At 55.8% G+C, this 13,429-nt stretch carries 12 protein-coding genes and 1 other RNA gene; 6 read left to right on the forward strand and 7 right to left on the reverse strand.

What is annotated here, in order from left to right; all coding sequences use genetic code 11:
• Window positions 1–65 precede the first annotated feature (65 nt).
• Together IPM39_17945 and IPM39_17950 are read left to right on the forward strand one after the other, a co-directional pair.
• On the forward strand, window positions 66–302 hold the full coding sequence (locus tag IPM39_17945) for a cold shock domain-containing protein (GenBank protein ID MBK8987922.1): 237 nt from the start codon (window positions 66–68) through the stop codon (window positions 300–302).
• A 105-nt stretch (window positions 303–407) separates the two neighbouring features.
• Complete coding sequence (locus IPM39_17950) at window positions 408–788, forward strand: response regulator (GenBank protein MBK8987923.1); 381 nt, start codon at window positions 408–410, stop codon at window positions 786–788.
• Here the strand turns inward: IPM39_17950 and IPM39_17955 are convergent.
• The 6 genes from IPM39_17955 to argF form a co-directional block, all read right to left on the reverse strand.
• On the reverse strand, window positions 772–1,251 hold the full coding sequence (locus tag IPM39_17955) for a low molecular weight phosphotyrosine protein phosphatase (protein ID MBK8987924.1): 480 nt from the start codon (window positions 1,249–1,251) through the stop codon (window positions 772–774). The genes IPM39_17950 and IPM39_17955 overlap by 17 nt on opposite strands.
• A gap of 101 nt (window positions 1,252–1,352) precedes the next feature.
• Window positions 1,353–1,772: RNase P RNA component class A (gene rnpB, locus IPM39_17960), an RNA gene on the reverse strand.
• A 114-nt stretch (window positions 1,773–1,886) separates the two neighbouring features.
• A complete protein-coding gene (locus IPM39_17965; GenBank protein ID MBK8987925.1) occupies window positions 1,887–2,681 on the reverse strand; it encodes an FAD binding domain-containing protein in 795 nt (264 codons plus the stop codon).
• Window positions 2,682–2,792: 111 nt separating this feature from the next.
• Window positions 2,793–3,800, reverse strand: coding sequence for a TIGR00341 family protein (locus IPM39_17970; protein ID MBK8987926.1), 1,008 nt, complete (start codon window positions 3,798–3,800; stop codon window positions 2,793–2,795).
• Between the two features lie 132 nt (window positions 3,801–3,932).
• On the reverse strand, window positions 3,933–6,203 hold the full coding sequence (locus tag IPM39_17975) for a tetratricopeptide repeat protein (GenBank protein MBK8987927.1): 2,271 nt from the start codon (window positions 6,201–6,203) through the stop codon (window positions 3,933–3,935).
• 75 nt (window positions 6,204–6,278) lie between these two features.
• Window positions 6,279–7,205 (reverse strand): ornithine carbamoyltransferase, encoded by a 927-nt coding sequence (gene argF, locus IPM39_17980; protein ID MBK8987928.1) that lies wholly within the window; start codon window positions 7,203–7,205, stop codon window positions 6,279–6,281.
• A 192-nt stretch (window positions 7,206–7,397) separates the two neighbouring features.
• Between argF and IPM39_17985 the strand changes: the two genes are divergently transcribed.
• Window positions 7,398–8,462 carry a hypothetical protein gene (locus tag IPM39_17985; GenBank protein ID MBK8987929.1) on the forward strand — a complete coding sequence of 355 codons (1,065 nt, stop codon included), beginning with the start codon at window positions 7,398–7,400 and terminating at the stop codon, window positions 8,460–8,462.
• A 56-nt stretch (window positions 8,463–8,518) separates the two neighbouring features.
• Here IPM39_17985 and IPM39_17990 read toward each other — a convergent pair whose 3' ends face one another.
• Window positions 8,519–9,673: a deoxyguanosinetriphosphate triphosphohydrolase gene (locus IPM39_17990; GenBank protein ID MBK8987930.1), complete on the reverse strand. Its 1,155-nt coding sequence runs from the start codon at window positions 9,671–9,673 to the stop codon at window positions 8,519–8,521.
• A gap of 150 nt (window positions 9,674–9,823) precedes the next feature.
• On the opposite strand from IPM39_17990, the gene IPM39_17995 reads away from it, so the two are divergent.
• The 3 genes from IPM39_17995 to IPM39_18005 all read left to right on the forward strand — a co-directional run bounded on the left by IPM39_17995 (window position 9,824) and on the right by IPM39_18005 (window position 13,107).
• Window positions 9,824–10,459: a LysM peptidoglycan-binding domain-containing protein gene (locus IPM39_17995; GenBank protein MBK8987931.1), complete on the forward strand. Its 636-nt coding sequence runs from the start codon at window positions 9,824–9,826 to the stop codon at window positions 10,457–10,459.
• Window positions 10,460–10,528: 69 nt separating this feature from the next.
• Window positions 10,529–11,659, forward strand: coding sequence for a hypothetical protein (locus IPM39_18000; GenBank protein MBK8987932.1), 1,131 nt, complete (start codon window positions 10,529–10,531; stop codon window positions 11,657–11,659).
• Window positions 11,660–11,892: 233 nt separating this feature from the next.
• Window positions 11,893–13,107: a phosphoglycerate kinase gene (locus IPM39_18005; protein MBK8987933.1), complete on the forward strand. Its 1,215-nt coding sequence runs from the start codon at window positions 11,893–11,895 to the stop codon at window positions 13,105–13,107.
• Window positions 13,108–13,429: the final 322 nt, after the last annotated feature.

Consider the following 13,429-nt stretch of genomic DNA (forward strand, 5'->3'; position numbering starts at 1 on the left):
CGCTTTGTGCTTGTCAGACGCCAGTCGCCTACGCGGTTACCCATGATACAGTTTGGAGGTACAAAATGAATAAAAGCACAGGTGTTGTCAAATGGTTTAGCCGCTTAAAAGGGTACGGATTCATCAATCCCGACGAGGGTGGCGATGAAATCTTCGTCCATTATTCGGCCATTGAGGGTGATGGATACCGTAACCTTTACGAAGGGGACCGGGTGGAGTACGTTTTGATTGACCGGGGCAAAGGCCCACAGGCGCAAAACGTCATTCCCAAACGAACCTTTGAGGCGATGGTCCACCAGTAAACTAAGAAGCCCGCAAAAGCGGGCTTCTCTTTGGGGATGTTTCGGCCGTTTGTATGGTCCCCTCTGCCTATTTACCCGAATCATTGCATCATCTAGAATGAAGGCATGGGTACAAGCAGCAAGATTTTAGTTGTGGATGATGAGCGGTCTCTGGTAGATTTGTGCCAGATCATTTTGCAGCAAGCGGGGTATGTGGTGCGTGGGGCGGTGAACGGCCGTCAGGCTCTGCAAATGTTGGATGAAGAAGCGCCAGACCTGGTGCTGCTAGATGTGATGATGCCCGGCATGGACGGCATCGAAGTCTGTCGCCGCATTCGCTCTGTCTATGTCGAATCGCCCCCGTGTATTGTCATGTACACCGCCGACGACCGCGAAGAAACCCGCTCCAACAGCCTGGCTGCCGGCGCCAACGCCGTGCTGACCAAAGAAACGCCGGTTTTCGATCTACCTGGACGAATAGGCTCTTATATCACCGCCTGGTGTTAAACGCCTTCTCGTTCCCGAATGGCGGCCAGCAAACCCGGCAGCCATCTTCCACCAATTGGTATACATACTCAAAATTGCCGGAATAGTAGGGATCGGGCACGTCAGTTTCGGTGGTGTTGGTGGCAAAGTCCAGTAAGCGAAAGAGTTTTGCTGGCCGTTCGGCAATGATGCGCTGCAAATCTTGTACGTTGCTGGCGTCCAGAGCGATCAGGTAAGTATCGGGTGTAAGGTCAGTGGGGTGGAATTGGCGGGCACGGCCGTTATACGCAATGCCATGCTGCCGTAATACCTTCAACGTCCCCCGGTGCGCCGTTTCGCCCACATGCCACGACCCGGTCCCCGCCGAATCCACCAGTATCTGGTCGGTCAGCCCGGCATCGTCCACCATCTTCTGAAAAACAGCCTCCGCCATTGGCGAACGGCAGATATTCCCTAAACAGACAAATAAAACTTGAACCGTCATAAACTTTTTGAATGATGAACGATAAACGATGAACGATAAACGATGAACGATGAACGATGAACTGAATTTGTATTCACAGTTCACCGTTCCCTGTTCATCGTTTCCCAAGTCAGCCTATAAGCCGCATTCTGTAGGCGTTTACGAGGACGTAAACGCTGGTGATCATCTATCTGGGAGCATTGTTACCAATGCCCTCTTGCAACCTACCCGGACGTCAGACGGCGCGGGCCGCTCCGTGGGCCTTGTGGACAGGCCACAAAACCCTTCGTCCTGCTTGGTCTTGCTCCCGGCGGGGTTTGCCTGGCCGGCGACATCGCTGCCGCCGCCGGTGGTCTCTTACACCACCGTTTCACCCTCACCGGCCAAACGGCAGACCGTTTGGCTGGCAATATGCCTCTCTGTTGCACTTGCCGTCAGGTCGCCCTGCCCGGCTGTTAGCCGGCGCCGTGCCCTATGGAGTGCGGACTTTCCTCAGCCAGACGTTCATGAGAACGCCCAACCGCGATCACCCAGCCGACTTGGTAAAAGGATCGTAACCGGGTATGGGGAAAGGCGCAAGTGGGGGAGGAGGAGTGTTCAGTGTTCGGTAATCAGTGTTCAGTACTCAGTATGGCTCTTACACTGAACACTGGATACTATTCACCCAGTTCAGCCAACACACGTCGGGCCAGAACGGCCGTCATCTCTTGCCGGTAGGCCGCGTCCCCACGGAAGTCGCCGGGGTGGTGGCCGGCGGATTGGGAGGCCTGCACGGCGGCAGCCGCATCGCCTGCTGCCAGCGCCGCTTCGGCCTGGGCCAGCCGTGTCGGACGTGGGCCAATGCCCGTGGCAGCCAGGCGCGGGCGACCGCCTTCTGGCTGCCAGCCGGTCACAGAGACGATGGGGGCATCGGCCGGGGTGCGGGCGACGCGCTCCGCGGCAAAACGGCCGCTGCCCCAGGGAATGACGACGTGGGTGATGAGGCCAGACGGCCGTTCCTCGGCCAACAAATAATCGGCCAGCGTCAGGCTGGCTGGTTCTGGCGTCTGCATTTCCAACCCGGTTTCCAGTACCAGCAGCGCCGCCAGCAGTTCGCTGTCTGGCAGGCGGCTGGCGATGACGCCGCCCACCGTCGCCGCGTGGCGATAGGTGTTGGGTCCGGCCTGCCGGATGGCTTGCAGCAGTAACCCGGCCATGCCAGTCGGATCGGCCTGTTCGCGCAGCCAGTCGACCAGGTTTGCCAGCGTTACCGTTGCCCCCAGGTGGAGGGTAACGGCCGTGTGTTGGATCTGATTCAAACCCAGGCCTTGCAAATCCACCACCGCACCGGCCACATCACCGGTCAGCAAATTTGTACCGCCAGCCAGAACAAACACATTGGGCTGGCTTAACAGGCGCAGCGCTTCCGGTAAATTGTCGGGACGATAGTAGGCATCTGGTTTTTGGGGCATGGTATTTTCCTTCGGCCAACATAAGATTGCCCGTGACATGGGCAGTGGACGCAGTTGCTCCTATTTTACCGGTAAACCAGCAACAATGCAGCCCTGGCGCCCGATGGTCGCCTACGGCTTTGAGGCGTGAACAAAATCGCGGGATGGCACGAATTGCAGGTTGATGGTTAACGGCCGTCCCAAATTCGCCTCCAGCTCTGTTACCAACTGCGGGAAAGCGGTTGGCTCGTTTTCGCCCACCGCCAGGATCGTTACAATGTCGTTGCGCACATTCACGTCCCGCACATCCAGGCGCTCTGCCGCCGCCCACACTTCCACCGTTTCCGTAGCCTGCACCTGGGACCAGGTGTCGCGCGTCACCTGCGCGCTGGTCAGCCCCAGCGGAATCATGATGATAAACACCCCGGCAAAGATAAGACCAAACGCCCGCTTGCGCGCCGATCCTTCCACCTGCACCATAGCCGCCCGGCTTAGGCCCAACAGCGAAAACACGCCGCCGCCGGCCAACAAAATGGCAAAAAAGTTGGTGACAAACAGCAGCAAAGCGCCCTGCGCCACATCCCATTGCCCCCCGGCCAGGCCAATTCCTACCACACACAGGGGAGGAACCAGCGAAATAGCAATCGCCACGCCGGGCAGCGAGTCGGCCACGTCTTCGCGGCTCATGGCAAACGCACCGGCAACACCGGAGGCCAACGCCACAATCAAATCGATCAGGCGCGGCGAAATGCGCGCCACAATCTGGGTATTGCCAGTGTAGCTGATGACGCCGGTGAACAAGGTCGCCAGCAGCCAGGACAAGGCAATCACCCCGGCGACACCGGCGGCAACGGTGAGCAGCGAGCGAATGGCTCTATCCAGGCGCCCCATGGCAATGCCGGCGGCCGTTGCCATGATGGGCGTCATCAACGGCGCGACGATCATCGCGCCAATGACGGTCGCTGTAGAATCGCCCAACACGCCATACGTGGCAATGATCGTCGCCAGTAGCAGTAAGATGACAAACCGCTCGACCGACAACCGGCGTTTAGCGCCTTCAAAAAACAATTTTTGTTCAAACGCCGGAATATCTTCGGGGCGGAACGTGTTGTCTTGCACAACGGTCTGAATAATTCCCATGAGTCCTCTTTCGAAAATAGTCCACAGTTACACAGAGGGTCACGGAGATTGGGGAAGGGAAACAAGGGTTTTCTCCGTGTTTCAATGAAACGGCCGTACAACTACCGCCAGGCAAGCTGTGGCCGAGGGGTGTTACCTCAATTGGGACAGCAGTTGTTTGTAACTGGCGGCATTGGGTGGATTGAGCTTTAAGATTTTCTCAATGGTGATCACCGCACCGGCTTTGTCGCCAGCCTCTAACTGCGCTTCGCCCAATTTGTCCAATACAGTCACGGCGCCTGGTATTTGCTGCTGCTGGATATAGAGACGAGTCAGGCGGTCTACCAGGTTGGGGTCAGACGGCCGTTGCTGCACCATATCTTCCAAAATGCCGATCACCTTCACGCCCCTGCCGGTACGAACCAGCTGCATCAGATATTTATCCACAGCGCCCACGGCGTTGCCGGTCTGCCCCACTTTAAAGTACAGGTCTACCAACGTGAGCGCCGTCCACTCGTCATCGGGTTGCAGTTCGCGCAGGTCACGCAGCGGTGGCAGCGCCCGCCGCCATTCAAAGCGCTGGAGGTCAATGTCTACCATAGCGCGCAGCACACGCTGTGTCCAATTGCGAGACGCCTCGCCGCGCGGCGCTAATTTCAGGGCTTCCTGGTAGATGTCACGCGCTTTTTCCACCTGGGCCAACTGGTAATATGCTTCGCCGAGGGTCATGTAATGTTCCAGCGCCCGGTCAATACGGCCGTGCTGCTTCAACAAATCAATCAACCGCGCCCGCACCGACAAATCCAACGGCGCTAATTCCAACACCTTTTCATAAGCGATCATCGCGCCGTTCACATCACCGCGCACTTTAAAGGTATCGGCAATGGTGGTGAACTTAGACGCCCCCATCTCGTGTCGGCCCTGTTTTGCCAGCACTTCGCCCAGTTGAATGTGCGCCGGTAAATAATCCGGCGAAAGCTGGATGGCCCGGTATGTCTCCTCGATGGCGGTGTTGTACATACCGCGCCGCGCATATTCCTGGCTAAGATACAACGATTCCAACACCTTCTCCGTGCCAGACGTTAATACGTCGCCCAAAATCATCATGCCCGTATCAGAAAAAGCGTCCAGCCGCCGCCGCGCCTCCTTTACCTTGTCTTCCCAGCCTTTATGCCCCAGAAATTCCACCAGAGAATTGGCGAAGGCGGTTGCCTTTTCCGGCTCACCCTGTGTCACCAGGCTGTCGGCCAGGTTTTCATACAATTCAATCAACCGGTCGGCCTGGTCGTGGCGCACCGTACCCATGTCTACAATTTTGAGGACGTTGATAAAGTTTTCGATAGATTTGTTGATCTGGCCGCGTGCCCGATAAGATTCCCCCAGGGCAAAATAGCTGGCCAGGCGATATTCCTGGTCTTTGACCGAAAATTCAAATTCGCGGATGGCGTCTTCAAAACGCAGCTTGTCCTGGTATAACAGTCCCAGGTTGAAGTGCGCGGCCGTGCTGGTGAGGCCAACCGCCAGCGCCTGCTCGTAGGCGCTAATTGCTTCATTGATCATGCCGCGACGTTGGTTGTCCAGGGCCTGACTGATGAGAAAATCGCGTTTAATTTTACCGGCCGTCTGAGCGTCGTCTTCGGTTTCTTCAAAGAGTTCAACGGCTAATTGTTCCATGGCCATGCGGCGGGCGTCTTGCACGGGCACGGCCGTTTCCACCATCCGATCATCCGACGCCCAAACCGACGACTCTTTGCCCAGGTCTACGGCCATACGCAGCAACCCACTGCCTTTGCCGCCGGTGGGCGCTGCCACGCGCTCGCCGGCAAAAAGCATTTCCCCCTGCTTGATCAATTCAATGGCTGTAAGCACGTCTGGATTGCGCGGGTCCAATTGCAGCGCCCGCTGGCACGCTTGCAGCGCTTTGTTCTTTTCGCCCTGACTCTGCAACACACGGGCAATAGCCAGATACTCCTGAATCGCGTTACGCACAGCCCCCTGACGCTGGTAAACCGAAGCCAGCCGCTGGTGAGCGCCAAGCAAATCCGGTTCCAAACGCACAGCGCGATGCCAGTTGTTCATCGCCTCAGTCAGGCGCTTGCGATTCAACTCGATCTCGCCAATGGCCATATACGTTTTACCGGCTTCGCTGTCCATCCCCAGGCGTTCCTGCACCTCGGCCACACGCTGCAAGTGCATCACCTCCCCATGAGAGTAACGCGCCGCCAGTTTGTAATTGTCTAACGCTTTTTCGAGCTGGTTCGTCTCCAGGTAAGCCATACCCAGCCCGGCATAAGGGGCGGCTTCGGTCGGCTCATCCTGAGCAGCCAGCGTAAAAGACAGGATGGCTTCTTCCCAACGCTGGTCCCAACCATAGCTGTGACCTTTGTTTAATGCTTCTTCATAACGGGCACGGTTTGTTGCCATGCAATCCTCATTCGAGTGTTTGTTTGTGGTGATTAGCCACAATGCGCAGCCATCTGCGCGCATTCCCAACTATGTTCACTCCGCCAACAAACGAACCAAAATCGCTTTTTGGGCGTGCATTCGGTTTTCGGCCTGGGGGAACAGACGGGAATGGGGGCCATCGGCTACTTCGTCGGTAATCTCATCACCACGATGGGCCGGCAGGCAGTGCATCACAATGCAGTCTGGTTTGGCTTTGGCGACGAGCGCCTGGTTTACCTGATAGGGTGGGAACAACCGGGCGCGTTCGGCGGCTTCGGCTTCTTGCCCCATGCTGGTCCAGACATCTGTGTAGATAACGTCGGCGTCGGTAACGGCCGTTACTGGGTCCTCCACCAACTCCAACGTCGCCCCACCTACGCTCATTTCCGCCGCCAGACGCACATCTTCCGCCGTTAAATTATATCCGGGCGGAGACGCCACCGACATGTGCATCCCCAACTTCATCGCCGCAAACATCAACGAGCGCGTCACATTATTGCTGTCTCCAACATAAGCCAGCTTCAAACCCCCCAGTTTGCCCTTGTCCTCCAAAATGGTAAACACATCCGTAAATCCCTGCGCCGGATGGTTATAATCGGACAGGCCATTGATTACCGGCACGCTTGAATAAGCCGCCAGGTCCACAATATGTTGATGTTCAAACACGCGAGCCATAATACCATCCACATAGCTGGACAACACCCGGGCCACATCCGGCACACTTTCACGCCCGCCCATCTTCACTTCATTGGGCGACAAATAAAACGCATACCCACCTAAATGCACCATACCCATTTCAAAAGAGACCCGTGTCCGCAGCGACGGTTTCTGAAATACCAACGCCAGACTCTTGCCTTTTAGCAGCGGCCGGTTGCCGCCACCGCGCCACTCCGCCTTCAGCGAAAGGCCCAAATCTAGGAGGTCATGAAGTTCATCAGGGGTCAAATCTGCAATACTCAAGAAGTGTTTCACGTTCGTAATCTCCTGGCTGTGTTAGAGGGTCAATTTCATATTGAAGATCGCCAGACAGTATACCACAGCGGCAAGCGTTAAGGAAAGAATTAAACATAACTTGACGCTTAGTCTAGTTGTGATAAGATTTATTTTGCAGAGGGGATGTCACTGTTGAATCGTTCCCGCCAGGAGCTAGAAGGTAGGTGACATATGGATTTTGTGCGTAAACAACCGGGTATCTCTTTATTAATCGTATTTGCGATTGGGTTCGCAATTGGGTTGTTCCTTTTTGGTTGGGGCCTGACGCCGGTAACCTGGGAGGATGCAGCGCCAAACGCTTTATCGCAGCAGTATCAGGATAATTTTGTCCGGGCTGTGGCCGATGCGTATTCTTTTGACAACAATGCGCAAAAGGTACAAGAGGCCCTGGGTAGTTGGGGTGGCGCGGATGCAGCGTGTGCCGCAGCGACTCGCTCAACTGATCCGGCCGAAGTGCAGCGGCTGCAAGCTGTGGCTTCTGTAGTGAATGGTGGTGTGGGCTGCGCCGGTGTAACGGCCATCACGCCCCCCGGCAGCGAGGCCGCGCAGCCGGCCGAAGAAGGCGGCAGCAGTCTGGCATCCATTCTGTTTTTAGGACTGCTGCTCATCATCTTAATCGGCGCGATTCTGTTTGTTCTCAATCGGCGTAACGCCATGCAAGATGGGGGCCGGTCTTCCTACATCGAAATGCCCACGGCCGCTCCGGTGTCTGCGGATCTTGGCATGGACACAACCCCCATTGCCAGCGTGGATACAACCTATGTTTGGGGCGATGATCGTTTTGAGTATTCCTTCCCCATCGAGAACCAATCTCAAGATTTTCTGGGTGATTGCGGCATTGCCATATCGGAATCCATTGGGACGGATACGCCACGCAACGTCGCGGCGTTTGAGGTATGGTTGTTCGACAAAAACGACATCCGCACCCGTACCAAGATTCTGATGAGCGACCATGCCTTCTATGACGAAGGGATCAAAGCCAAATTGGCGACCAAAGGCACGGAGCAAATTCTGGCCCGAGAGCATGAGACCATTGTGTTAGAGACAGTCTCGTTGATCCTGAACGCCGAAATTACCATGATGGAATATGGTCAGGACACTAACTTGCCGCCCAACAGCTATTTTGACCGGCTGTCCATCAAGTTCCACGTCTGGAGCAAAGAGGGTGACTTTGAACCGCCAGACATTGAAGGGCGCGTTCAGGAAATCCGCCAGGTAGACGTTGACGATGCGTTCGACTTCTAACCACTGCCGGTAACCAAAGAATTAAAAGCCCCCTGATTGTCAGGGGGCTTTTTTGTTCATGTTCGGGCGTAGGGGTTGAATATCTTTTGCCATTCATCCAGCGCGTAGCGGTCGGTCATGCCGGCGATGTAGTCGGTGATCACGCGGGGCAGAGGGGCGTGGTTCAGATAATGGCGGTGGGAGTCGGGCAGCATGTTGGGTTCTTTAAGATAAACGCCAAACAATTCGGAGATGAACCGCTCAGCCTTAAACTGCATCCGCATGAGGCGGTAATGGCGGTACATACGTTCGTAAAGGAATTGCTTAAGGCGTTGAATTTGTACGCCCAATTCAGGTGAATAGCTAACGACATTTTCGGTGTGGGTTTGGATTTTCTCCGCTGTATCCAGGTGGAAGGTGTTCAGGTGCAGGTCTGTCTGTTTCAGGACATCGGTGACGGAACGGCCGATGAGTTCGCGGATGAGTTCGTGGCGGATGCTGTGGGTAAACGGCCGTTGCCCATCCCAGCCCACCGTCTCCACCAACTCCTGCCAGATAGACAGTTCGGTCAGATCGGCCGGCGTAAACAAATCGGCGCGCAGCCCATCATCCAGATCATGGGCGTTGTAGGCAATCTCGTCCGCTAGATTGGCGATTTGCGCTTCCAGCGACGCACGTTTTTCCGGCGCATAGCCGGTAGCGTCACTTTTGTCGTAAGCCGTCTCATGTTTGATCATCCCTTCGCGGGTTTCATAGGTCAGGTTCAGGCCAGGAAAGTCTGGATAACGCTCTTCCAATTCGGTCACCACCCGATAACTTTGGGTATTGTGGTTAAACCCACCATGCTCGGCCATCAACGCATTAAGAATATGCTCGCCGGCATGTCCAAACGGCGCATGGCCTAAGTCGTGAGCCAGACAAATTGCTTCCGTCAGATCGTGGTTGGCTCCCAAACCCCGCGCCAAGGAACGGCCCAACTGCGCCACTTCCAGGGTGTGGGTGAGCCGGGTGCGGTAATGGTCGCCCTCATAAAACACAAAAACCTGGGTTTTGTATTCCAAACGGCGGAAGGCTGTGGTATGAATGATACGGTCCCGGTCCCGCTCAAAGGCTGTGCGGGTGCTGGATTCTGCCTCGGGAAAAACGCGCCCGTGGGAAGCGATGCTTTTTAGGGCATAGGGCGCCAGGGTATGGGCTTCGTTGCTTTCTCGCTGTTCGCGGTAGTAGATCATCATGCAGCTCCTTGCTATCAACAGCAGAAAAGTGGCCGACACACGGCCGTTTGCTATTATCTTATGACAAGTGTAACATAAACCTATTGAAACAGTAGAATTGTTTGCCGCCGACCAGATTCGTCTGGCGCCGACCTTAGGCGTTGTCTTATGCAGCAGCAAAAGCCTAGTCTCATCATCATTGCAACCATCATTATCATGGCCATCATCCTGGCTGTTGGGTTATTTCTCACGCTTCTGTTCATCCAAAATCGAGGGATGGGCGGTGGCAGCACGATAGCGGTGGAAGGTGTAGACGTGCAGGTGAATATGAACCCGGAAGATGAGGTGATGATTGTGACGGATCCGGGGCAAGGGAGCGGTCCAGCAGTCGTTCCGACGGCCGAAACCTTCCCCGTTCCCACAGACATCCCCCCCCCGCCGCCGCCCACCGAAACCCCCATCCCGCCAACAGCGCTGCCTCTGCCCGACCCCATCATCCTGATCAATCACCAGGTCAGCAGCGGCGAGACCCTGTTTAGCATTGCCAATCGGTACAATACCACCATCCCACTCATGGCCCGTTTTGCCGTTTCGTCGGCCAATCTGATGCCGGGGGCGGTGATTCAGGTTGCCGTGGCCAACCCGGCCTACTGCCCCGGCCGGCGCGCCTATGTCATCAGAGAAGGGGACACGCCGTTCAGCGTCAGCCAGATGGCCGGTATCTCACTGGAGGAATTTCGTCAGATCAACGGCCTGACCGAAAATTCCCCCTTCTTTTTCACAAATGTAGTCTGTATCCCTTAGAAATTGTTCAGGCCCTGGCTTTTTTCAAGTATCTGGAAACCTTTTAGTCATCCCTTCTCCCAAACGTTTATGACAGAACACACGTCTCCCGTAAGACATATTTGCAAACGATTGGGGCCGCTGTGGGGCATATTGTGCCTGAGCTTTTTGGCCTTAGCCTGTCGGTTAGGCGATCTGGCGGTGATGCCGCCCACAACGGCCGTTCCCACCCCCACAGAAACCGGCCAGATCGAACCGGACCTGGACAGGCCAATCGCCGCCGCCCTGCCGGGCAGCAGCCGGGAGAACCCAATTCCGGTGGGCAAAATGGCCGTCACCGGCCGATTTGAGATCACCCTGCTGCAAAGCCTGCGTGGTGACGCCGCCTGGCAAGAAATCCACCTGGCAAACGCCAACAACGCGCCCGCGCCCGAAGGCTGGGAATATCTGCTGGTGAAAGTTCGCGTCATCAACACAGACAGCGACCCCCAAAAGCGATATTTGGGGCTGCACGTCACTGGCGACGGCCGTATTGTGCATTTCAGCTTTAACAGCGGCGTTGTGTCGCCCAAACCGCCATTAGCCACCAGCCTGAGCGGCTTAGAAGTAAGCGAAGGGTGGGAGGCATACCTCATACATCTGCACGAAGGCAATCTGATGCTCGTCGCCAATGATCACACCATCTACGATCCCCCCAGCGTCTACCTGGCTGTTAACGAAGGCGCGTCCATCACCGTAGACCGGGAAACCATGCTGCGCATCAACCCAACCGATTTGGGCGTCAAGCGGGACGATCCTACGCCATTTGGACAAACCGCCACCGGTGAAGATTGGCAGGTTATGGTCATGGATGTGGTTTGGGGCGATGCCGCCTGGGAGATGATTCTGGACACCAACCAGTTTAACAATCCGCCGCCAGAAGGCATGGTGTATATTCTGGCAAAAGTTCGGGTGCGCTACATTGGGTTGGCCGAGGACCAACAATCCATCACGACCCAGGCCATCACCCTGCTTGATGGCAGCGGTGAAGAAATCAAATCACCCACTGTGGTAAGCCCTGAACCAAAACTGTTCTTTCATTTATACGCTGGCGGTGAGGTGGAAGGATGGATTGTCTTGCAAGCCCCGGCCGAGGCCAAAAACCTGACCCTTTATTTCCAACCAACGTATGGAGCGCCTACGGTAAACGGCCGTTACCTATCTTTAGGCCAGGGGAGATAACAACTCAAATTCATCGCCGCCACACGTCGGCGGCCGGCAAAAAACCGCTTCTGACAAGCGAAGCTCCTTACCCTTTCGTGGCAACACGGCGTATAATGGATGCGACACGCAAATGGACCGCACGGCGACTATTTCTCCGCCGGTTTATGACAATTGTCACTGGTCAACGGTTAGATTGACGCTATATTGATTTGATTCAGTTTGCTTGGTTTAATCAGGAAGGAAAGACATTTATGAAAACAAAAACAGTTAAAGACATCCATGTGCATGGCAAAAAAGTGCTGGTGCGCGTAGACTTCAACGTGCCACTGAGCAGCAAAAACCCCGCCGACCATATTACTGTGACCGACGATGCCCGCATTCGCGCCGCTTTGCCAACGTTAAATTATTTATTAGACCAGGGTGCGGCGCTCATTTTGTGTTCGCATCTGGGACGGCCGTCTTCCGCCGCCGACAAACAGTACGCCATGAACCCCGTCGCTGACCGCCTGAGCGAGCTAATCGGTCGCCCGGTGCAGAAGATGGACGAGGTCGTTGGCCCCAGCGTGACGGCCGCCGTCGCCGCGATGCAGCCCGGCGACATCATCATGCTGGAAAACACCCGCTTCGAGCCGGGTGAAACCAAAAACAACCCTGAACTGTCGCAAAAACTGGCCGACCTGGCCGATGTATTTGTAGAAGATGCTTTCGGCTCTGTTCACCGCGCCCATTCCAGCACAGAAGGGGCGGCGCGCATGATTCGCGCCAAAGGCGGACCGGCAGTGGCTGGTTTCCTGATGGGCAAAGAGTTGGATGCGTTGGGTACGGCCGTTACTGATCCGCCCCATCCTTACGTCGCCATCATGGGCGGGGCCAAAATTTCCGATAAAATCAAACTCATCGAAAACCTGCTCAAAACGGCCGATAAAATCCTCATCGGCGGCGGTATGGCCAACACTTTCCTAAAAGCTCAGGGCCACCAGGTTGGCAAATCCCTGGTTGAGGAAGACGCCCTGCCCGAAGCGCAGCGCTTGTTAAAAACTGCCGCCAACCGCATCGTCCTACCCACAGACGTCATCGTCGCCCCCGAGTTTTCGGCTGACGCGCCGGCCGAACTGGTATCGGTGTGGGGCATCCCACCGGACCAGATGGCCCTGGACGTTGGCCCCGACACCATCGAACGCTTCAATGAAGAGTTACAAGGCGCGCGGTTGGTGGTTTGGAACGGACCGATGGGTGTATTTGAGTTTGACCGTTTCGCCGAAGGAACCAACGCGCTGTCCAAACTGTTGGCTGCGCTGACATCCCACGGCGTTCAGGTGGTTATCGGCGGTGGAGACTCGGCCGCGGCCGTGCGCAAAGCCGGCCTGGAAGACAAAATGACCCACATCAGCACCGGTGGCGGGGCCAGCCTGGAACTGCTGGAAGGCAAAGACCTGCCCGGCATCACTGTTTTGGACAGAATATAAAACCTGAACATAACTACCATGCCTCTCTGCAATAGTTGGTCAGTGGGCTGGTAAACCAACCGACCAACCAACGTGGTAGTTACGCCTGAACAAACGCTCAGAGTACCTCGAATCTAAAAACGGGCTGGAAAACCAGCCCGTTTTGGCATGGTTCATTCCAGGCGATATTGTGCTTTACAAATTTGGCAAGAAAGCGCGTCATGCTGAGGTCGCCCGAAGCATCCCCCTCCTCTGGCGGGAGCGGGATGCTTCGCTCCGAAGACTCCGCTCAGCATGACAACGCAGCGCAAATTTGTAAAGAAGATGTCTTGCTTGATGAACC

The sequence above is a fragment of the Candidatus Leptovillus gracilis genome (assembly GCA_016716065.1).
Classification (GTDB): domain Bacteria; phylum Chloroflexota; class Anaerolineae; order Promineifilales; family Promineifilaceae; genus Leptovillus; species Leptovillus gracilis.

Bases quoted from the DNA above. Each gene is read 5' to 3' on its own strand.
- IPM39_17945 (MBK8987922.1), top strand. From the start codon at position 66: ATGAATAAAAGCACAGGTGTTGTCAAATGGTTTAGCCGCTTAAAAGGG.
- IPM39_17970 (MBK8987926.1), bottom strand. From the start codon at position 3,800: ATGGGAATTATTCAGACCGTTGTGCAAGACAACACGTTCCGCCCCGAA.
- IPM39_17995 (MBK8987931.1), top strand. From the start codon at position 9,824: ATGCAGCAGCAAAAGCCTAGTCTCATCATCATTGCAACCATCATTATC.
- IPM39_17965 (MBK8987925.1), bottom strand. From the start codon at position 2,681: ATGCCCCAAAAACCAGATGCCTACTATCGTCCCGACAATTTACCGGAA.
- IPM39_18005 (MBK8987933.1), top strand. From the start codon at position 11,893: ATGAAAACAAAAACAGTTAAAGACATCCATGTGCATGGCAAAAAAGTG.
- IPM39_17975 (MBK8987927.1), bottom strand. From the start codon at position 6,203: ATGGCAACAAACCGTGCCCGTTATGAAGAAGCATTAAACAAAGGTCAC.
- IPM39_17990 (MBK8987930.1), bottom strand. From the start codon at position 9,673: ATGATCTACTACCGCGAACAGCGAGAAAGCAACGAAGCCCATACCCTG.
- IPM39_17950 (MBK8987923.1), top strand. From the start codon at position 408: ATGGGTACAAGCAGCAAGATTTTAGTTGTGGATGATGAGCGGTCTCTG.
- IPM39_18000 (MBK8987932.1), top strand. From the start codon at position 10,529: ATGACAGAACACACGTCTCCCGTAAGACATATTTGCAAACGATTGGGG.
- IPM39_17955 (MBK8987924.1), bottom strand. From the start codon at position 1,251: ATGACGGTTCAAGTTTTATTTGTCTGTTTAGGGAATATCTGCCGTTCG.